The sequence below is a fragment of the Exiguobacterium sp. s142 genome, from assembly GCF_018618455.1.
Taxonomy (GTDB): domain Bacteria; phylum Bacillota; class Bacilli; order Exiguobacteriales; family Exiguobacteriaceae; genus Exiguobacterium; species Exiguobacterium aurantiacum_A.
Genome location: NZ_JACSMB010000011.1, coordinates 38,838 through 57,250, shown reverse-complemented (window position 1 = coordinate 57,250; position 18,413 = coordinate 38,838). Strand labels below are relative to the sequence as shown.

The window sequence follows — 18,413 nt, the reverse complement described above, 5'->3', positions numbered from 1 at the left end:
GAAATGAACGGGTTGGATTGCAATTTGTCAGATTATCTGACATAGTTTTTTTGAGAAGGGAGATGGCGGACGATGGACTACAAGTCGAAGAAAGTGATTGGAATGGGCGTTATTACCGAACTGACCGGGCTTTCTGAACGACAAGTGCGCTATTATGAGGCGAAAGGACTCGTCTTCCCGGAGCGGACAAAGGGAGGCTCACGTAAATATTCTTTCCATGACGTCGAGCGGTTGATCGACGTGGCGTCAAAGCTTGAGGACGGATGGCGGATTCAAGACATTAAAGAGCGCGAAAAACGTCTATCGACGAAACAGCGTGATGATTTGATCCGGGGTCAGCTCAATTCGGCGTTCCGCACGTATCCGACAAAGAAATGACACAATGAAAACACAATGAAAATGCTTCACATTAGCATTATTCTAATTAATTTCTGTATAATGTTTTTGAGTTCACATACCTATAGAAGAAGAGTGTAGGAGAATTATAGAGGGGAATGACGCGACGTATGAACGATACTATTTTGAAGGCGTTTCGAGGAGAGGCGACAGACTATGTGCCGGTCTGGTATATGCGCCAAGCCGGACGCTACCAACCAGAATATCGTGAGATCAAGAAAACGAGGACGTTGTTCGAAATCACACACGATTCAGAACTATGCGCCTACGTGACGGAACTCCCGGTCAAGCAACTCGGAGTCGACGCGGCCATTCTGTACAAAGATATTATGACGCCACTCCCGTCGATGGGCGTCAATGTAGAAATTAAGAGCGGGATTGGCCCGGTCATCGATAATCCGTATCGGACGATGGAGGACGTCGAGCGCTTAAAACCGCTGAATGTCGACGACATCTCGTACGTGCTCGAGACAATCCGTTTGCTTCGAGAGCGTCTTGAAGTGCCGCTCATCGGATTCTCGGGAGCACCGTTCACGCTTGCGAGCTATATGATTGAAGGCGGTCCATCGAAAAGCTATCATCGGACGAAAGCACTCATGTATGCTGAGCCGGACGTTTGGAACGCGCTCATGGACAAACTTGGAGACATGGTCATCACGTACGCCAAAGCGCAAGCCGAGGCCGGTATCCAAGCGTTCCAATTGTTCGATTCATGGGTCGGGACGCTCAGCCGCAAAGATTATGTCCGTTACATTAAACCGACGACTGAGCGCATCTTCACTGAATTGCGCACACTCGACATCCCGCTCATCATGCACGGTGTCGGAGCGAGCCATCTTGTAGAAGAATGGCAAGATCAGCCAATCGACGTCGTCGGGCTCGACTGGCGCTTGTCGGTTCAAGAAGCGCGCGATCGCGGTATTACGAAAGCGGTGCAAGGAAACTTGGACCCGTCGTTCTTGCTGGCACCATGGCCGGTCATCGAGGAGAAAGTGAAAGAAATCCTCGATGAAGGGATGAAACAACCGGGCTACGTCTTCAACTTGGGACATGGGGTGTTCCCAGAAGTCGACCCGGCCGTACTCGTCAAATTGACGGCATTTATCCATGACTATTCACGTGAAAAAATGGGAGGCAAATCATCATGAAAACAGTCGGATTACTCGTAATGGCTTATGGAACACCATATAAACCGGAAGACATTGAACGATATTATACGCACATCCGTTACGGACGCAAGCCGGCACCGGAAGCGCTCCAAGACTTGACGGAACGCTATGAGGCGATCGGGGGCGTATCTCCGCTCGCGAAGATCACGATCGACCAAGCGGAGACGCTTCGAGACATTTTGAACGAGCGTCACGCTGGTGAAATCGACTTCAAATTATATATCGGTCTCAAGCACATCGAACCGTTCGTCGAGGATGCGGTCGCGCAAATGGCGAACGACGGCATTAAAGAAGCGGTCTCAGTCGTTCTTGCCCCTCATTATTCGTCATATAGCGTCAAGTCTTACAACGGACGCGCCCATGAAGAAGCGGCGAAATACGACATCGAGATCCGTTCGGTCGAGTCGTGGTACGATGAGCCGAAATTTATCAATTGGTGGGCTGAAGCGATCAAAGAGACGTTCGCGAACTTGCCGGTCCCAGCCGAAAAGGCATGCTTGATCGTGTCGGCGCATAGCTTGCCAGAGAAGATTTTGGCTGGTGGCGACCCGTACCCGGATCAGTTGAAAGAGACGGCAGATAAGATCGCGCAAGCTGCTGGTGTCATCAACTATGAGGTCGGTTGGCAGTCTGAAGGCAACACGCCGGATCCTTGGATCGGGCCGGACGTCCAAGATTTGACGGCTGAACTTCACGAAAAACATGGCTACGAGGCGTTCGTCTATACGCCGGTCGGTTTCGTCGCTGACCACCTTGAAGTGCTCTTCGACAACGACGTGGAATGTAAAGTCGTTTGTGACCGCCTTGGCGTTCACTACGCACGTCCAAACATGCCAAACGCAGAGCGGAGCTTCATCGAAGCCGTCGCAGATCGGATGGAAAGCGTGATCGTGCATCATGCGTAATTTGACGATTGTCGGTGGTGGGATCACAGGTCTCACCGCCGCTTTTTATGCCGAGCGTTATTTGCCGGAAGACGTGTCGATCACGCTGTTAGAGGCCAATGACCGGTTGGGTGGAAAAATCGATACGTTTGAGACCGGTGAATTCGCGGTCGAGCGCGGTCCTGACTCTTACGTGTTCAGGAAGACGGCGATGACCGAGTTGATCCATGACGTCGGTCTCGGGGACGAGCTCGTCCGGAACGGGGTCGGGCAAGCGTACGTCTTGCATCATGACGGGTTACATCCGATCCCGAAACAGACGGTGATGGGCATCCCGCTCGACGTCGACGCGTTCAAGCAGACGTCGCTCTTGTCAGAAGACGAGCACGCGGCATTGCGGGCCATGCTGGTATCGCCCCCAGACGTCATTCCCCCAGAGACGGACGTCTCACTTGGCCTCTATCTTCGAGAACGGGTCGGAGATCCGATTGTCGACCGATTGATCGAGCCGCTATTGTCGGGTATTTATGCCGGCGATATCGACAAGATGAGTGCGCTGTCGACGTTCCCGCAGTTTATCGAAGGTGAGAAGAAGTACGGCAGTCTATATGAAGGGATGCGCCATCTTCGTCCCGAACAGCGTGTCGCTGAAGTCGGCGCGAAGAAAGTCGGACAGTTCGCTTCGCTCCGGCGAGGTTTGAAGTCGCTGACGGACCGTCTCGCGGAACGGCTCGAGCGGACAGAGGTCATCTTGAACTGTTCGGTCGAACAAGTCGAGGAGATGGAGACAGGCTATCGTCTGCTCACGAATCGTGGCGATATGGATTCAGAGCGTCTCGTACTGACGGTCCCGCCGCGTCTCATTCGTCAGTTCTTACCGAAAGTCGACAGTGATTTCTTGGCCGATATGAAGCCGCATGCGACCGCGACGTGCTCACTCGTCTTTAAAGAGACAGACATCGAGCTCCCGTTCGTCGGTACGGGCTTCGTCACGAGCCAAGAAGCGGACGTGATGATCACGGCGTGTACGTTCATCGATCAAAAATGGCCACACGCCGTGCCGGACGGCTATCACGTTCTCCGTGTCTTCCTCGGTCGTCCGGGTGCTGACGAGATCGTCGATGCACCGGATGAGGACATCGTGGCGACAGCGCTCCGTGACTTGGGCGGTTTGATGAACATCAAAGCCGCACCGCTCCAGGCGGTCGTCAGCCGGCTACGGGACGGATTGCCGCCGTACGCGGTCTTCCACGCCGACCGGGTGCGAGCGCTTCGGGCCGAGATGAGCCGAGTTTATCCGGGCGTGCTGCTCGCGGGGATCGCCTACGACGGGATCGGCATGCCGGACTGTATTAAGAGCGTCCACGAGCAGATCAAACAGTTAGCAGAACTTGGTTAAGGATTTGTGAAGAGAGGTGTCGGATTTTTCCGTCGGCTTCTCTTTTTGTTATAGTTAGAAGCGAAAGAGAAAAAGAGGGAGTGGATGTTGATGACAACGTATAAATTGTTCGTATCCGATATGGATGGCACGATTCTGCACAACCACACAAAAATCGCACCGGAGACGGCTGAAATCGTCCGCGCCGCCGAAGAACAAGGGATTCGCTTTGCGATTGCGACGGGACGCAATTACTTCAACGCGAAAGAGATTCTCGATGAGGCCGGTCTCACGTGCCCGATCGTCTCGTCAAACGGGGGCCGCGTCTTGACAGAAACGGGAGAAGTGCTCCATGAAATCGATTTGACGGTTGAAGAAGCGCTCGAAGTCGTGTCGGTGCTTCATCAAGACCATAAGTATTCAGACATTTTCTACGAGATGTATTCGGAAGCGGGACTTGTCGCAAGTCGCCTCGATTTGATCGATGCGACGATGGAAAACTTGAAGCAAAACGGTGACGACCGGTCGCTCGAGATGTATGAGTTCTTCCGGAAGCGTTATTACGTCAACGAAGACGTTCGTCTCGTCGAGGATATCGAGGACTTCATCAAAAACGAGGCTGGTCGCGTCTATAAATTCATCGCGTTCTCAAGTCATTTTGAGAAGATGTCATCACTATGGACTGAAATCGATGAGCGTGTCGACGGGGTATACGTCACGTCATCAGGGAACGACAACATCGAAGTGATGGCGAACGGGGCCGACAAAGGTCACGGCGTCAAAAAATTAGCCGAGCACTTCGGTGTCGATTTGTCAGAAGTCGTCGTCATCGGTGACAACTTGAACGACGTGCCGATGTTTGAAGTCGCCGGCAAAGCGATCGCGATGGGCAACAGTCACGACGACTTGATCGCGATCAGCCACCACGTCACGGAACGTCATGATGAGTACGGCGTCGCGAACGCGCTGAAGCGCATTATGAGCGGTGAGTGGAAGTAAACAAGTTGTAGAGCGGGTGATTCGTCTCGTATAATACAACTAACGAACATCCGATTAGGAGGAAACCGACTGTGAAATTTATCTTTAACCCGGACATCCGGGACCCAAAACTCAACTTGGCGGTCGAGGAGTATATCCTCAAGCATTTGAACGTCGAGCATGAGGACTACTTCTTGTTCTACATTAACGGCCCGTCGATCATCATCGGCAAAAACCAGAACACGTCAGAAGAAGTCAACTTAAAGTATATCGAAGAGAACGGGATCGACGTCGTCCGTCGCTTGTCTGGTGGCGGTGCCGTCTATCACGACGAAGGCAACTTGAACTTCAGCTTCATCACGAAAGATGACGGCAATTCGTTCAACAACTACAAAAAGTTCACACAGCCGATCGTCGATGCGCTCAAACAACTCGGTGTCGAAGCAGAATTGACCGGTCGTAACGATATTCAAGTCGGCGAACGGAAAATCAGCGGGAACGCCCAATTCACGACGCGCGGTCGCATGTTCAGCCACGGGACGCTCATGTTCAACTCGAACATCGAGGAAGTCGTCAACTCGCTCAACGTCTCGGAAGAGAAGATGCGCTCAAAAGGCATCAAGTCGGTCCGGAGCCGGGTCGCCAACATCACGGAATTTTTAGAGGAAGAGATGGAGATGGAACGGTTCGTCGAGGCGCTCCTCCACTCGATCTATGATGGTCAAGACCCGGAACGTTACGTGCTCCGTGACGAGGACTGGGAAATCGTTCAAGACATCTCGAAAGAACGCTACGCGAACTGGGACTGGAACTTCGGGAAGTCACCGAAGTTCGACGTCGAATCGAAGCGTCGTTTCCCGATCGGCACAATTGACGTTCGTTTGAACGTCAATAAAGGGACGATCACAGAAGCGAAAATCTACGGCGACTTCTTTGGCGTCGGTGATATCCACGACGTCGAGCAAGCACTCGTCGGGACGCGATTCGAACGAGCCGCGATTCGGGAACAATTGTCACACCTCGACGTCAAGCATTACTTCGGTAACGTCGACTTAGAAGAACTGGTCGATCTCATTAGCTGAGGCGATTTTGCAGGAGGATGGTCTGTTTCAGAGACCATCCTTTTTGGCGTTTTCGTGAAACCTTGTGTGTAGCGTTGCGAGTCGTTGCGGGAAGACGTATCATAATCAGTGCAAGCGCTTTCGTTAATGGAGATGAGCCAATAGGAGGAATGAAGATGTGCCGTTTCATCACAGAATGGATGGACACGAACTGGATGTGGGTGACCGATCAACCGACGTTCGAGCGAGCCATGCTCGCGATTGGTCTTGAGCTAGAAGGAAAAGGGATAGTCGATGATACGTTTGCGCAAGTCATCATCGAACAGGAGCGCACGATCCCGTCCGGAGTGACGGACGTCGCCATCCCGGTCGCTGTCATCGACGTGCCGAACCAGGTCTCAAAGCGCGATGGCATCACGCTGCTCCACTTGAACCGTCCGTTCGACGTGCGGACGATCGCCGGGGAATCGGTCTGTGCAGAAATGATCTTTATCATCACAGCGACGACTGACGAGAAGAAGCAGATGTTCCATAAGTTGATCGATGATCTGCTCATGGACGACGAAGCGTTGCAAGCGCTTGTTCACGTCCAAAGCCGGGCCGGGCTATATCATTTACAGATGATGGATTTGAAAGCGTTTTCTTCCTGAGATGTTTCATGTACAATAGAGGTAACTGAAAAAGAGCGCGGTTGCCGTGCTCTTTTTTACGGCTCAAGAGTGAATCGTCATTCATTTCTAAAGGGGGATTACCATGGCAAACTTAGTCACAGCGTTACAAGGGGTTGTGGCCGCGCATCCAAATAAGGCGGCCTACGTGTTCGGGGAGGACACGGTCAGCTACGAACAGTTTTTCGGACAAGTCCAAGCGATGGCATCGACGCTTGAACAGAAGGGGATCGACAGAGGGGACCACGTCGCGCTCGTCCTCGGGAATAGCCCGGCGTTCTTGATTTCTTATTTTGCGGTCCTCGCGCGAGGGGGAATCGTCATTCCGATCAACCCTACATATACGCCGGACGAGATGGCTTACATTTTACTCGATGGAGACGTGAAAGCGATCGTCGCCTTATCGCCGCTCGTCGCGCAAGCCGAAACGGCGCTCACGAACTTGCCGCAGTTGAAACTTGTCATCTCGGTACCGTATGCGGAGGTGCCCGCAATCGAGCGCACAGGGGATATCGAATTTATGCCGTTTTCAAAAGCGTTCGCCTCGGGCGTGACGGCGCTAGTCGAGGTCGATGAACAAGACGTCGCCGTCATCTTATATACGAGCGGGACGACAGGTAAACCTAAGGGAGCGCTGTTGACCCACCTCAACTTGTTCTCAAACGCGCACTCAATCGGAGAATATCTTGAGATCACACCGGACGATAAGGCGCTCGCGGCGCTGCCGATGTTCCACGTCTTCTGTTTGACGGTCATCGTCAACGCGCCGCTCTTGCGCGGGGCGACGATCATCATCTTGCCGAAGTTCTCGCCGCAAGACGTGTTCGATCTCATTCCGAAGCATCAGGTCAGCATTTTTGCCGGTGTGCCGACGATGTACAATTTCTTGTTACAAACGGCGCTGAAAGTACCGGCTTACGCGTCGGCGCTCAAGCACGTCCGCGTCTTCGTCTCGGGCGGGGCGAGCTTACCGGTCCAACTGCTCGAATCGTTTGAACAAAAGTTCGAGTGTAAGATCCTCGAAGGGTATGGCCTGTCAGAGGCGTCGCCGGTCACTTGTTTCAACCCGCTCCACGGGGAACGGAAAGCGGGATCGATCGGTCCGTCGATCGTCCACGTCGAGAACAAAATCGTCGACGAGCTTGGCGAAGAAGTCGGTGTCGGCGAAGTCGGGGAACTGATCGTCCGCGGTCCGAACGTCATGAAAGGCTATTACAAACTGCCTGAGGAGACGTCGATGACGCTTCGGGACGGCTGGCTCTATACGGGAGACTTGGCGAAACGTGACGAGGACGGATATTTTTACATCGTCGACCGGAAAAAGGATATGGTCATTGTCGGTGGTTATAACGTCTACCCGCGGGAAGTCGAAGAAGTGTTGTACCAACACCCGGGCATCGTCGAGGCTGCCGTCATCGGCGTGCCGGATGCCGAGCAAGGTGAAGCGGTGAAGGCGTTCATCGTCACCCGCGATGAGCTTTCGGTCGACGAGATCCGCGCGTTCGCGGCGACGAAACTTGCCAAGTATAAACAGCCGAGCCACATCGAGATCATCGATGAGTTACCGCGAAATACGACCGGTAAGATTTTGCGGACGGTTTTGAAAAGCGAGGCGTTTCAACGCAACTGAATCAAGCAAGGGCGACACACAATTGTCGCTCTTTTTTTATTTCATACGTTTGACACCATTACGGGGTAGGGGTATATTAGACGTGAGGTGATAACAATGGATGAATTCTTGCACGAACAGCCGCTCGTCCCGCGCGAAGACGCCGAGCGAGTTGCGCTCAGTAAGCGGCTGCGCCGGATCGAAGGCCAAGTCCGTGGGATTCAAAAGATGGTCGAGAGCGACCGATATTGCGTCGATATCTTGACGCAGACGTCGGCTATTCAAGCCGCGTTAAAGCAAGTCGAGATGCAGCTGCTTGAGCGTCATATGCGTAAATGCTTGGTCCATGCGAGTGAAACGGAAGATATGGATCCATACATTGACGAATTGATGACAATTGTCAGCCGCATTAAAAAGTAAGGAGGTGCTCGTATGAAGACTGTCGAACTGTCGATTCAAGGAATGACATGCGCCGCATGCTCGGCCCGAATCGAGAAAGTATTGAATAAGATGGACGGGGTCGATGCGACCGTCAATTTGCCGCTCGAGACTGCGACAATTCGCGTCGAGGACGGCATCACCGAAGAGGAGCTGATCGCCCGGATTGAGAAGATCGGCTACGGGGCGGAACGGAAAGTCGAGCTCACACCGAAACATGACCTCCGCCCACTAGAACGGAAAGTGCTCATTTCGGCGCTTCTTTCGGCGCCGCTCTTACTCGTCATGATTACCCATATCCCTGGGTTAATGTTCCATGCCGATTGGCTCATGAACCCGTGGTGGCAATTCGCGCTCGCGACACCGGTCCAGTTTTGGATTGGGGCCCAGTTTTATCAAGGGGCGTATAAGAGCCTGAAGAGCGGGGCGGCCAATATGGACGTCCTCGTCGCGACGGGGACATCCGCCGCCTACTTCTATTCCGTGTTCGAAATGCTCGTCCATCCGATGAATCCGTCCCTTTATTTCGAGACGAGCGCTGTGTTGATCACGCTCGTATTGCTCGGGAAATGGTTGGAGGCACGGGCGAAAGAAAAAACGACAGATGCGCTCAAATCGCTTCTGTCGCTGCAGGCGAAAGAAGCGATCTTACTCGTCGGCGGGGAAGAACGGTCGGTGGCGATCGACCTTGTCAACGTCGGCGACGTGATCGTCGTCCGTCCAGGTGAGAAAGTGCCGGTCGACGGTAAGATCGTTGAAGGTGAGACGGTCATCGATGAATCGATGCTGACCGGCGAATCGATCCCGTCTGAAAAAGGCGTCGGTTTTGATGTCGTCGGTGGGACGATCAATCGAACACACCGCTTCTTGATGGCGGCAGAGCGTGTCGGCAACGAGACGATGCTTGCGCAAATCGTCCGTGTCGTCGAACAGGCACAAACGGATAAAGCACCGATTCAACGGCAGGCCGACCGAATCTCTGGCGTGTTCGTACCGATCGTCGTCGCCATCAGTGCCGTCACGTTCGCCGTTTGGTTGTTTGGGTTTAATGATCTCGATATGGCGATTCGGTCTTCAATCGCCGTCCTCGTCATCGCTTGTCCGTGTGCGCTCGGACTTGCGACCCCGACATCGATCATGGTCGGGACCGGCCGTGCGGCTGAACAAGGCGTCCTCTTTAAAGGGGGCGGTCAACTCGAATCATTGAACGGTGTCGATATCGTCGTGTTCGATAAGACGGGGACGCTCACGAACGGGACGCCTGAAGTCGTGGCGACGTTCGGGGACGAGTCGTTTTTACAACGGGCGGTCATGGCCGAACGTCAGTCGACGCATCCACTTGCGGAAGCCATCGGACGCGGCGCCGGCGTCGGGCACGTGGAACGGGTCGAAGAGTTATCGGGCCGAGGATTGAAAGCGGTCGTTGATGGGAAAGAGCTTCTTATCGGTTCGGTCCGGATGATGCGCGAGGCCGGATTCACGTTGCCTGATTGGGACATGCAAGCGATGACGCCGGTTTACGTGGCGAGTGAATCTGAAGTCGTGGCGGCGTTCGGTCTTCAAGACCGGTTGAAAGAAGGTAGCCGGGCTGTCGTGCAACGACTTGCGACGACGAGACAAGTGTATGTCTTGACGGGAGACCGAAAAGAAGTCGCGCTCGACGTGGCGCGTGAACTAGGCATCGCTGAAACGAATGTCATTGCCGAGGTGTTGCCCGTCGAGAAGGCAGACCACATCGAGGCACTGAAACAACGTGGCCGCGTCGCCATGGTCGGTGACGGGATGAACGATGCGCCTGCGCTCGCCGTCGCGGACGTCGGTATCGCCTTCGGCAGCGGGACGGACGTCGCTTTAGAAGCGGCGGACGTGACGATCATGGGTCGAGATATCGAAGGCGTGGATCGGGCGATCGAGATGAGTGCGCTCACGATGCGAAACATCCGTCAAAACCTATTTTGGGCGCTCGCCTATAATAGCTTCGGTATACCGATTGCCGCGGCCGGTTTGCTCGCTCCATGGATTGCTGGGGCAGCGATGGCGTTCAGTTCGGTTTCGGTCGTATTGAACGCACTGCGATTAAAAAAACAAGGAGGACATTCCAAATGAATGAAACAGTCTTGAAAGTAGAAGGTATGACATGTAACCATTGCAAGGCAGCGGTTGAAGGGGCTTTGACCGAGTTAGAAGGCGTCGAGTCGGCCATCGTCTCGTTACAAGATCATCGAGTCGATGTCATCCATAACGATAAGATTTCCGTCAAAGTGATGATCGAAGCTATCGAAGAACAAGGTTACGACGTCAACGCATAACGACCGAATCCCGCCTGTGAGGCGGGATTTTTTTGTGATGTTCTCATGCTAAAAACTATGATATAGTATAGATGATAATGAGAATCGGTATCAGCGGGAAGGTGGGGTTACGATGGAACTCGTCATGATCAGCGGCGTGTTGGCGTTACTTAGCGGGGGGACGGCCTTCCTCGCTCAACAATTGCGGACACGGTCGACACGGTAAGGAGGGGAAACCCTTCTTTTTTTCGTTAACTTACGCGATTGACGGTACATCCAGCCGGTTCAAAACGAGTGATTTCCCATCATTCGTCGACAATTGTTTGATATGATGTTAAAAAATGCTGCAGAGGTGACTAAAATGTACACGATCTATTTAGTCGATGATGAGGTCAATTTAAACAAAATGCTCGTCACGTATTTAGAGCAAGAAGGCTACCAAGTCCGTTCGTTCACGGATGGTGTATCAGCCCAAGCCGCGATTCAAGACGAACCTGACTTATGGGTGCTCGATATTATGCTGCCGGACCTCGATGGCTTTCAGTTGTTGAAGCAAATCAAGGCGACGAACGCCAATACACCGACGATCTTCATTTCGGCCCGTGATGAGGACATCGATAAAATCATCGGACTGGAGATGGGTTCGGATGACTACATCGCCAAACCGTTCTTACCGCGCGAGCTCGTCATCCGGGTCAAAAAATTGATCGATCGGGTGTACGGGTCGAAATCGAACGAACATATCGAGTATGGGGAATACACGATTTATCCGGACAAACGACTGATCAAGCATGCTGCGGATGATATCGATTTGACGTCCAAAGAGTTCGATTTATTGTTGCTCTTCCTCGAACATCCGGGATCGGCGCTGTCGCGTGAGCAAATATTAGAAGGCGTTTGGGGTCGCGACTATTTCGGCTCAGACCGTGTCGTCGATGACTTGGTCCGACGCTTACGGAAGAAGTTGCACCGACTCGAACTTGAGACGCTGTATGGGATCGGTTATCGACTCGTTAAGCCATGAGACTTCACGAACTTAAGCCGAAACGGCTCATGTGGAAAATATGGGTATTGATTTTGCTCATCATCGTCACCTTGGCGTTGATGATTTTGTTGACGGTCCGCTCCTCGATCACGCAGTTCATCGATGAACAAGTGTATGAGACGCTTCAAGATGTCGATTATTACCTCGGAAATACGAACGAGCTCGAAAATATTCCGAGCAACCCGATCGAGTACGATCGGCGTCAACAAGAATCACGTTCGGTCAATCAGCTTATCTTTTTGCCGAACGGACGCATCATTTACGGCTCGGCCCCGCTCGAGCTGACGAATCGGATGTATCAAGAGGCGCTCGAACAGACGAGCGAGGTCGCCAAATATCAGACGACGATCGATGGGGAAGACGTCTACTATACGATTCGTCAAAACGAATATGACGGTGCCCTCATCTACCAGGCGTCTTACGCCTGGGACGCTTATCGCCGTGAGCTCGTCTCGACATTGTTCTGGCGTATCTCGATTTTAATTGGTGTCATCAGCCTCCTATCACTCATCCCGGCCCTTTGGATGTCGAGAGAGTTGACGAAGCCGATCGTCGAGATGGAACGGGCCGTTGAGAAAATATCGAACCGCCAATGGGAGACGGTGTTACCACTCGCCAGGGAAGACGAGCTCGGACAATTGGCGCGGTCGATCGACGCGATGCGCCAAGAACTGCAAGAGCAAGATTTGGCGCAACAGGCGCTCTTACAAAACATCTCTCACGATTTGAAGACGCCGATCATGGTCATTCGCGGCTATGCCCAGTCGATCGGGGACGGCATCTATCCGACCGGAGACTTGAAAGGGTCGGCCGAAGTCATTGATGAAGAAGCATCGCGTCTCGAGAAAAAAGTGGTCGACTTGTTATACGTCACCAAGTTGGAGTATTTCAAAGGGCAGGAGATGAAGCTCGATCCGATCAACCTCGATAAGTTGGTCGAACTGCTCATCGACCGCTTCAAGCTCCGAGGTAACCTCGAGTGGACGTTGACCGGATACGCGGGCGAGATGCTCGGTGACGGGGAACAGGTTCGGGTCGCGCTCGAAAACGTGCTCGACAATGCGATTCGTTACGCCGAGTCGACGATTCAGGTCGAGCTCGAACGAACGGATGCAGGAATCGACATCGTCATCAAAAACGATGGACCGTCAGTCGATGAAAACCTTGACCTGTTCCATCAATTCTCCCGTGGGAAGCAAGGCAAGTTCGGTCTCGGCTTGTTTATCGTCCAACGCATCGTGACCCTCCATGGAGGGTCCGTTACCTTGGGTAATACGAACGACGGAGTTGCTGTCCAATTCCACTTCCCCCACCTGAAAGACACACAAAAATTAAAAACGGATGACAGATTTTAAAAACCAGCCTGCGAACGGCTGGTTTTTTTAGTGGGAAATGTCGACGAGCCGTTTGCACACGTTTAAGGAACTTGTTATGAATAACGTGTAAGTCATATTATACGTTTTGGAGGAAGAACAGATGACACAGTTGACGAATGATACAAGAGCGTTGGTTCCGGTATTTAATGAGTACGGTGAGGCCGAGACACTCGTCTATCAGCCTGATGGCGTGCACCGTCTGAAAGGTTCTCCGATTCACTTGCTCGAATCGGCTTGTCTCTATTATGGATCGAGTATCCAAGGGCGAATTGAAGCGGCCCGTCACGTGCTTGGTCCTCATCGAAAAACCCCTGTCGTCATGGATTGGCACGCCGATGCCGTCTTTTTCCCGACAATCGCCAAAGAGAGTCCTGATTGTGCGTGGATCAATTTTCAACATGTCACGGGCATCAAAAAGTTTGGCAACGGGACCCGGATTCAATTTCTGACCGGGGAATCGATTCAAGTCCCTGTCTCCGATCATACGGTCCAACGGCAGAAGCAGCGATCGATTGAATTATCTTATGCGTTCCAAAAACGTTTCCATAGTAGCACATTGCATCACGTTTAAGGATTGAAAACCGATTCAAACCCCTCTATGATAAAGGAGAATAGTTCATATGTGTATTTGCACATTATCCGAAAGCGAGGGGTCAATATGTTTTTTCAGAAAATGATTGAGCGAGGAAAATTGATAATTGTATTTTTACTCGTTGCAATCGTCGTCGGGGTACTCACGTTTTTCCAGCTCCCGAAACGTGAAATCCCAGAGACTAGCGTCAATATCATTCTCATTCAGACCCCATATCCAGGGGCGACCGCTGAGACGGTCGAACGGAACGTCACGAACATCCTTGAAACCGAGTTAAGAGGGCTTGAAGGGGTGGAGAACGTATCGTCGCTGTCGGCGTCGGAGTTCTCGAATATTACCGTCGAGTATGAAGACGGATTTGATCAAGGCGAGCTGCAAGCGAACGTGAGGCAGGCGATCTCAGACGCGGCGCCTCGGTTACCTGACAACGCCTTAGCACCGACGGTCAACGATTCGATCGGTCAGCTTCCGGTCGCATCGTACTTACTGACGTCGAGCGATCGCGAGTCGCTTGAAGCGGTTCGAGAACAGGTCGAACGGCTAGAAGACCGATTGCTACGAACAGATGGTGTGACCGGGTTCACGATCAAAGGGCTCCCGGAAACAGAATTCGTCGTCTCACTGGATTCCGAAGCGCTTGGGGAACGCCAACTCGCATTCCCAGACGTCTTGACGGCAATCAACGAAGAATATAAGACGACACCGCTCGGTCGCCAATCGACGGACGACGGTATTTATCAATTGGCGATCGATAACTTGACGAACGTCAACGACATGGATCAAGTCATCGTCGGTTCTGTCGACGGCGATCCCGTCCGCCTTGCCGACGTCGGTACGGTCGAAGAGACAACAAAAGCAGTCACCGACCTCGTCTCACTCGACGGCGAACCGGCAATCTCGCTCACGGTGACAATCGAGCCAGGTCAAGACATCCCGACGCTGCAACAACGCGTCGATGAAGTCGTCGCTTCTGAAGTGGGAGACTTAGACGGGGTCGAACTCGTCACTTATTACGATCAAGCGAAAGCGGTCGATGCGATCTTCTCGTCACTTACGAAAGAATTCATCATCGCCATGATCGCAGTTATCGTCGTCACGACGATCGGGTTGACGTTCACAGGGTCACTCATCGTCAGCTTGGCGATTCCGTTGTCCTTCTTGATCGCACTCATCCCGCTCCGCTTCACGGGAGTCGATTTGAACCAAATCTCGATCATCGGGGCGATCATCGCGCTCGGTATTCTCGTCGATGACGCGATCGTCGTCAACGACAACATTTTGCGTCGCTACCGGAAAGGCGATACAGCCATGGTCGGTGCCGTTCGCGGAACGAAAGAAGTCTGGGGATCGATCGTCACGTCGACGCTCGCCGTCGTCTTCGCGTTCTTACCGCTGACACTCTTGTCAGGCGCGAACGGGAACTTTATCCGAGCGTTACCGACAGTACTCGCGTTGTCGGTGCTCGCATCGATGGTCATCAGTTTGACACTCGTGCCGATCGCACAGTATTGGTTGAACCGGAAGAAAGTGAAAGTGTCGAAGCGGGAGCCAGGCTGGCTCGGCGGACCGCTCAACCGTCTCAGTAATTTTTATGCGGATCGGTTGCTCCCGGTCGTCGCTAAACGGCCGTGGACGTTCGGATTGGTCGGATTTGTCATCACGACAGCACTATACGGGCTGATTCTGTTGACACCGTTCGAGTTCTTCCCGGCTGCGAACCGACCAGAAGTCGTGACGAGCGTCACGTTCCCGGTTCAAACCGACTTAGAGGAAACAGAACGTCGCCTCCAACAGATCGAAGCTGAATTCCAACAGATTGACGGTGTTACCGAGACCGCCATTTTCGCTGGCGGTGGGCTTCCGAGCTTGTTCACCGGTGGACTCAATCAGTCGGGTGACAATGCAGGACAAGTCGTCGTCCGAGTCGACAACGAACAAATCGATGCGATTCAGTTGATTGATGAGTACACGTCGCAAATACGTGAAAACTATCCGGACGCTGAAATCTTCTTAGATACGCAGCAACAGGGACCACCAACGTCTGCCCCGGTAGAGTTCACAATGCGCGGTGAAACGATCGAAGAACTTGTCGCGGCACGCGATACGGTCAAGGCAGACCTCGAAGAAATCGATGGCGCGCTCGTGCTCGACAACATTAAAGAACCGTTCCAGACACTCACGTACGAATTGAACCGAGAAGCGATGGCTGCTTCTGGAGTGACCGCGAAAGCAATTAGCGATCAGATCCGGTTAGTCACGGACGGCATCCCGATCGGTACGTTCGACGATGGTGTCGAACAACGCGATGTGAAAATCGTCGTCGATGCGGCCGCAAACCGCGAGGCGCTCGCCCTTGACGAGATTCTCGTCCCGGTCGATACGGAAGCCGGTCCGCCGGTCGCCCCGCTCAGTACGTTCGTCACCGAAACGACGACTGAACAGATCCAACAGATTCCGCGTGAGAACGGGGAGCGGATCGTCACGCTTCAAATCTATGCGACTGAAGGGATGGACGAAGATGCGTTCAAACAAGACGTTGAACGGATTCTCGATGACGCAAAATCAGACTTGACGAGCGATGGCATCTCGTTCGAACAGTCGGGAGCGAGCGATACGCAAAATGAGTTCTTCGTTGAACTCGCGACGTTGTTCATCGTCGTCTTGTTCTTGATTTTCTTAATCATCGCATTCCAGTTCAATTCACTTTCTTTACCGCTTCTCGTCTTGTTCACGATTTACTTGGCGATTGCCGGTGCGGTCGTCGGGCTGTTCATCACGCAGACGCCGTTTAGCTTCATGGCATCGATGGGGATGGTCTCACTTGCCGGGATCGTCGTTCGAAACGCGGTCGTCTTGTTCGAATTCATCGAGCAAGGAATTCGCAGTGGAATGTCCGTCACGACAGCTGTATACGAGGCAGGACGTGCTCGGATCCGTCCGATTCTCCTGACGGCGTTGACGGCGGTCGTCGCGTTACTACCGGTCGCGTTCGGTGAAGACCCGCTCTTCAAACCGCTCGCCATCTGTATCGTGTCGGGAATTCTGTTCTCGACCGTACTGACACTCGTCCTTGTTCCGGCTTATTACTTGATCTTGGCGAAACGTCGCCATCGGGATAAACCGTTCACGGATTGATCAGCAAGCGAATCGGCGCCCGGTCCAAATTAGGACCGGGCGCCTGTTTGTTTGTTTGTCTCGTCAAGACTGATGTTTTCGTCAGATGTTGTATGGGTATAATATGAAGAGATACTTCAGCATATTGGAGGGAATATAGATGAACGATTCATACACTTGGTTAAATCGTCGTAAGATCCGTCCGGCCTATAGCGCGACCGGGGCTCGTACATATACGAGCGAACGTGTCGTCCGACCGGATGCCGCTCGTGGAAAGCGAGTGACGGACGTCAAGCGGGTTCGCCGGCCTTACACGGATGAATATGGAAACCGCCGCTATACGACAGGACGCGTCGTCGTGACGGACGCGGCCCGCAAAGCACGGGCGAACGGTCACGGTGAGACGGCCGTTCAACTTGAATTGTCGGTTCCGACACCGTACGAACGTGTCAAAAAGATGATTCCGACGAAGAAAATCCTCGTGCCTGCGATGGCTGGGATCGCCGTCGCCGGAGGAATCGCCGGAGTGATTTACGCGCTTCGCAAGAAAAAACGAAACAAGAAACAATAAAAAAAATCGCCCGCGGGCGATTTTTTTATTTGAGTCGATCGGCAAGGATCCGCTTGAGCTGTTGCTCACCGAGTTTTTGCATCTCTGCTTCGTTCTCTTCGTCGTAGGCATCATCTGTGAAACGCCCGACAAATTCGACTTTCCCGTTTCCAAGTTCACGGAACACGAGGTTTTTACGGTCGTGATAAAAGACGACGCGATACTCCCGTCCGTTCTTCTGTGTATAGTTGAACACACCTTTGATGTGGTCCATGTTCTTTTCTTCGGGTAAATCTTCTTCCTCATCCTCTTCAAGGACTTCGGCGAGGACTGCCGTAGGTTCTACTTCTTCCGTTTCCTCTTTAGCTGAAACGGTCTCTTTTTTCTCTTCTTCTGTCATGAAAACCGACCTCCTTTGCTTACTTTCCTATCATACCCGCTTTTTTAAATGATGACTACTCAAAATGGTGCGAGCAGACGCGGATGACGTTTGACGACGACATGATCAGACGTTGAAACAATTGTCGCTTGATCGCTTCCGGTGCGTCGACCGTCTTGAGCGCTTGTTCCATACACCCGAGCCAATGACCGGCGTGTGTTTCTGAAATCGGATGATCGCGGTGGATCATCGCCAAATTGCCGCCGCCACGGCGTTCCGTATACAGTTTTGGGCCTCCGAGCAGTTGCGTCAGAAATTCGAACTGATGTTGTTTTACCCGGTCTTTGTCGTCTGGAAACAGTGGCAACAGTACGGGATCAGCGTAAACGAGTTCGTAAAAAGCGTCGACGAGCTGTTGGACGCCGCGTTCGCCTCCGAATTGTTCATATGCACTCATAGTATTCCCCCTCATACGTTCAGTCTAATCG

General features: G+C 52.7%; 18 protein-coding genes. 16 read left to right on the top strand and 2 right to left on the bottom strand.

The annotated features are described in order from the left end of the window. The first annotated feature begins 72 nt into the window (after positions 1–72). The 16 genes from KNP77_RS10735 (at position 73) to KNP77_RS10660 (ending at position 17,567) form a co-directional block, all read left to right on the top strand. Entirely contained in the window at positions 73–378 is a 306-nt protein-coding gene (locus KNP77_RS10735) for a MerR family transcriptional regulator (protein ID WP_131466169.1), read from the top strand. A gap of 116 nt (positions 379–494) precedes the next feature. Then, positions 495–1,544, top strand: coding sequence for a uroporphyrinogen decarboxylase (hemE, locus tag KNP77_RS10730; RefSeq protein WP_070327861.1), 1,050 nt, complete (start codon positions 495–497; stop codon positions 1,542–1,544). Continuing rightward, positions 1,541–2,470 (top strand): ferrochelatase, encoded by a 930-nt coding sequence (gene hemH / locus KNP77_RS10725; RefSeq protein WP_070327860.1) that lies wholly within the window; start codon positions 1,541–1,543, stop codon positions 2,468–2,470. The genes hemE and hemH overlap by 4 nt, the downstream gene beginning before the upstream one ends. Further along, positions 2,463–3,848, top strand: a complete 1,386-nt coding sequence (hemG, locus tag KNP77_RS10720; protein WP_214890720.1) for a protoporphyrinogen oxidase — start codon at positions 2,463–2,465, stop codon at positions 3,846–3,848. The genes hemH and hemG overlap by 8 nt, the downstream gene beginning before the upstream one ends. Before the next feature lie 90 nt (positions 3,849–3,938). Then, on the top strand, positions 3,939–4,826 hold the full coding sequence (locus tag KNP77_RS10715; RefSeq protein ID WP_251139037.1) for a Cof-type HAD-IIB family hydrolase: 888 nt from the start codon (positions 3,939–3,941) through the stop codon (positions 4,824–4,826). A gap of 71 nt (positions 4,827–4,897) precedes the next feature. Next, complete coding sequence (gene lplA, locus KNP77_RS10710) at positions 4,898–5,887, top strand: lipoate--protein ligase (protein WP_131441598.1); 990 nt, start codon at positions 4,898–4,900, stop codon at positions 5,885–5,887. 155 nt (positions 5,888–6,042) lie between these two features. Further along, entirely contained in the window at positions 6,043–6,516 is a 474-nt protein-coding gene (locus tag KNP77_RS10705) for a PTS sugar transporter subunit IIA (protein WP_236636469.1), read from the top strand. A 103-nt stretch (positions 6,517–6,619) separates the two neighbouring features. Next, a complete protein-coding gene (locus KNP77_RS10700; RefSeq protein ID WP_214890716.1) occupies positions 6,620–8,164 on the top strand; it encodes a long-chain-fatty-acid--CoA ligase in 1,545 nt (514 codons plus the stop codon). 96 nt (positions 8,165–8,260) lie between these two features. Then, positions 8,261–8,563, top strand: coding sequence for a metal-sensitive transcriptional regulator (locus KNP77_RS10695; RefSeq protein WP_070327854.1), 303 nt, complete (start codon positions 8,261–8,263; stop codon positions 8,561–8,563). Between the two features lie 12 nt (positions 8,564–8,575). After that, on the top strand, positions 8,576–10,687 hold the full coding sequence (locus KNP77_RS10690) for a heavy metal translocating P-type ATPase (protein WP_214890713.1): 2,112 nt from the start codon (positions 8,576–8,578) through the stop codon (positions 10,685–10,687). Next, positions 10,684–10,890, top strand: a complete 207-nt coding sequence (locus tag KNP77_RS10685) for a cation transporter (protein ID WP_131441594.1) — start codon at positions 10,684–10,686, stop codon at positions 10,888–10,890. The genes KNP77_RS10690 and KNP77_RS10685 overlap by 4 nt, the downstream gene beginning before the upstream one ends. Positions 10,891–11,230: 340 nt before the next feature. Beyond that, on the top strand, positions 11,231–11,893 hold the full coding sequence (locus tag KNP77_RS10680) for a response regulator transcription factor (RefSeq protein ID WP_070327853.1): 663 nt from the start codon (positions 11,231–11,233) through the stop codon (positions 11,891–11,893). Next, the gene (locus KNP77_RS10675; RefSeq protein WP_214890710.1) at positions 11,890–13,269 is read left to right on the top strand and encodes a sensor histidine kinase; all 1,380 of its coding nucleotides are present in this window, start codon (positions 11,890–11,892) and stop codon (positions 13,267–13,269) included. Before KNP77_RS10680 ends, KNP77_RS10675 begins: the two co-directional genes overlap by 4 nt. 121 nt (positions 13,270–13,390) lie before the next feature. Further along, positions 13,391–13,861: a competence protein ComK gene (locus KNP77_RS10670; protein ID WP_070327851.1), complete on the top strand. Its 471-nt coding sequence runs from the start codon at positions 13,391–13,393 to the stop codon at positions 13,859–13,861. A gap of 87 nt (positions 13,862–13,948) precedes the next feature. Beyond that, complete coding sequence (locus tag KNP77_RS10665) at positions 13,949–17,017, top strand: efflux RND transporter permease subunit (protein ID WP_131466155.1); 3,069 nt, start codon at positions 13,949–13,951, stop codon at positions 17,015–17,017. Positions 17,018–17,156: 139 nt separating this feature from the next. Beyond that, positions 17,157–17,567, top strand: a complete 411-nt coding sequence (locus tag KNP77_RS10660; protein ID WP_131443527.1) for a hypothetical protein — start codon at positions 17,157–17,159, stop codon at positions 17,565–17,567. 25 nt (positions 17,568–17,592) lie between these two features. On the opposite strand, the gene KNP77_RS10655 is transcribed toward KNP77_RS10660, so the two are convergent. Next, the gene (locus tag KNP77_RS10655) at positions 17,593–17,946 is read right to left on the bottom strand and encodes a hypothetical protein (RefSeq protein WP_131441590.1); all 354 of its coding nucleotides are present in this window, start codon (positions 17,944–17,946) and stop codon (positions 17,593–17,595) included. A 55-nt stretch (positions 17,947–18,001) separates the two neighbouring features. Then, on the bottom strand, positions 18,002–18,382 hold the full coding sequence (locus KNP77_RS10650; protein ID WP_070327848.1) for a truncated hemoglobin: 381 nt from the start codon (positions 18,380–18,382) through the stop codon (positions 18,002–18,004). Positions 18,383–18,413 lie beyond the last annotated feature (31 nt).

Excerpts from the sequence above, each read along its gene's own strand:
- KNP77_RS10735 (WP_131466169.1), top strand. The coding sequence starts at position 73 with ATGGACTACAAGTCGAAGAAAGTGATTGGAATGGGCGTTATTACCGAA.
- hemE (WP_070327861.1), top strand. The coding sequence starts at position 495 with ATGACGCGACGTATGAACGATACTATTTTGAAGGCGTTTCGAGGAGAG.
- hemH (WP_070327860.1), top strand. The coding sequence starts at position 1,541 with ATGAAAACAGTCGGATTACTCGTAATGGCTTATGGAACACCATATAAA.
- hemG (WP_214890720.1), top strand. The coding sequence starts at position 2,463 with ATGCGTAATTTGACGATTGTCGGTGGTGGGATCACAGGTCTCACCGCC.
- KNP77_RS10715 (WP_251139037.1), top strand. The coding sequence starts at position 3,939 with ATGACAACGTATAAATTGTTCGTATCCGATATGGATGGCACGATTCTG.
- KNP77_RS10705 (WP_236636469.1), top strand. The coding sequence starts at position 6,043 with ATGTGCCGTTTCATCACAGAATGGATGGACACGAACTGGATGTGGGTG.
- KNP77_RS10700 (WP_214890716.1), top strand. The coding sequence starts at position 6,620 with ATGGCAAACTTAGTCACAGCGTTACAAGGGGTTGTGGCCGCGCATCCA.
- KNP77_RS10695 (WP_070327854.1), top strand. The coding sequence starts at position 8,261 with ATGGATGAATTCTTGCACGAACAGCCGCTCGTCCCGCGCGAAGACGCC.
- KNP77_RS10690 (WP_214890713.1), top strand. The coding sequence starts at position 8,576 with ATGAAGACTGTCGAACTGTCGATTCAAGGAATGACATGCGCCGCATGC.
- KNP77_RS10685 (WP_131441594.1), top strand. The coding sequence starts at position 10,684 with ATGAATGAAACAGTCTTGAAAGTAGAAGGTATGACATGTAACCATTGC.
- KNP77_RS10680 (WP_070327853.1), top strand. The coding sequence starts at position 11,231 with ATGTACACGATCTATTTAGTCGATGATGAGGTCAATTTAAACAAAATG.
- KNP77_RS10675 (WP_214890710.1), top strand. The coding sequence starts at position 11,890 with ATGAGACTTCACGAACTTAAGCCGAAACGGCTCATGTGGAAAATATGG.
- KNP77_RS10670 (WP_070327851.1), top strand. The coding sequence starts at position 13,391 with ATGACACAGTTGACGAATGATACAAGAGCGTTGGTTCCGGTATTTAAT.
- KNP77_RS10665 (WP_131466155.1), top strand. The coding sequence starts at position 13,949 with ATGTTTTTTCAGAAAATGATTGAGCGAGGAAAATTGATAATTGTATTT.
- KNP77_RS10660 (WP_131443527.1), top strand. The coding sequence starts at position 17,157 with ATGAACGATTCATACACTTGGTTAAATCGTCGTAAGATCCGTCCGGCC.
- KNP77_RS10655 (WP_131441590.1), bottom strand. The coding sequence starts at position 17,946 with ATGACAGAAGAAGAGAAAAAAGAGACCGTTTCAGCTAAAGAGGAAACG.
- KNP77_RS10650 (WP_070327848.1), bottom strand. The coding sequence starts at position 18,382 with ATGAGTGCATATGAACAATTCGGAGGCGAACGCGGCGTCCAACAGCTC.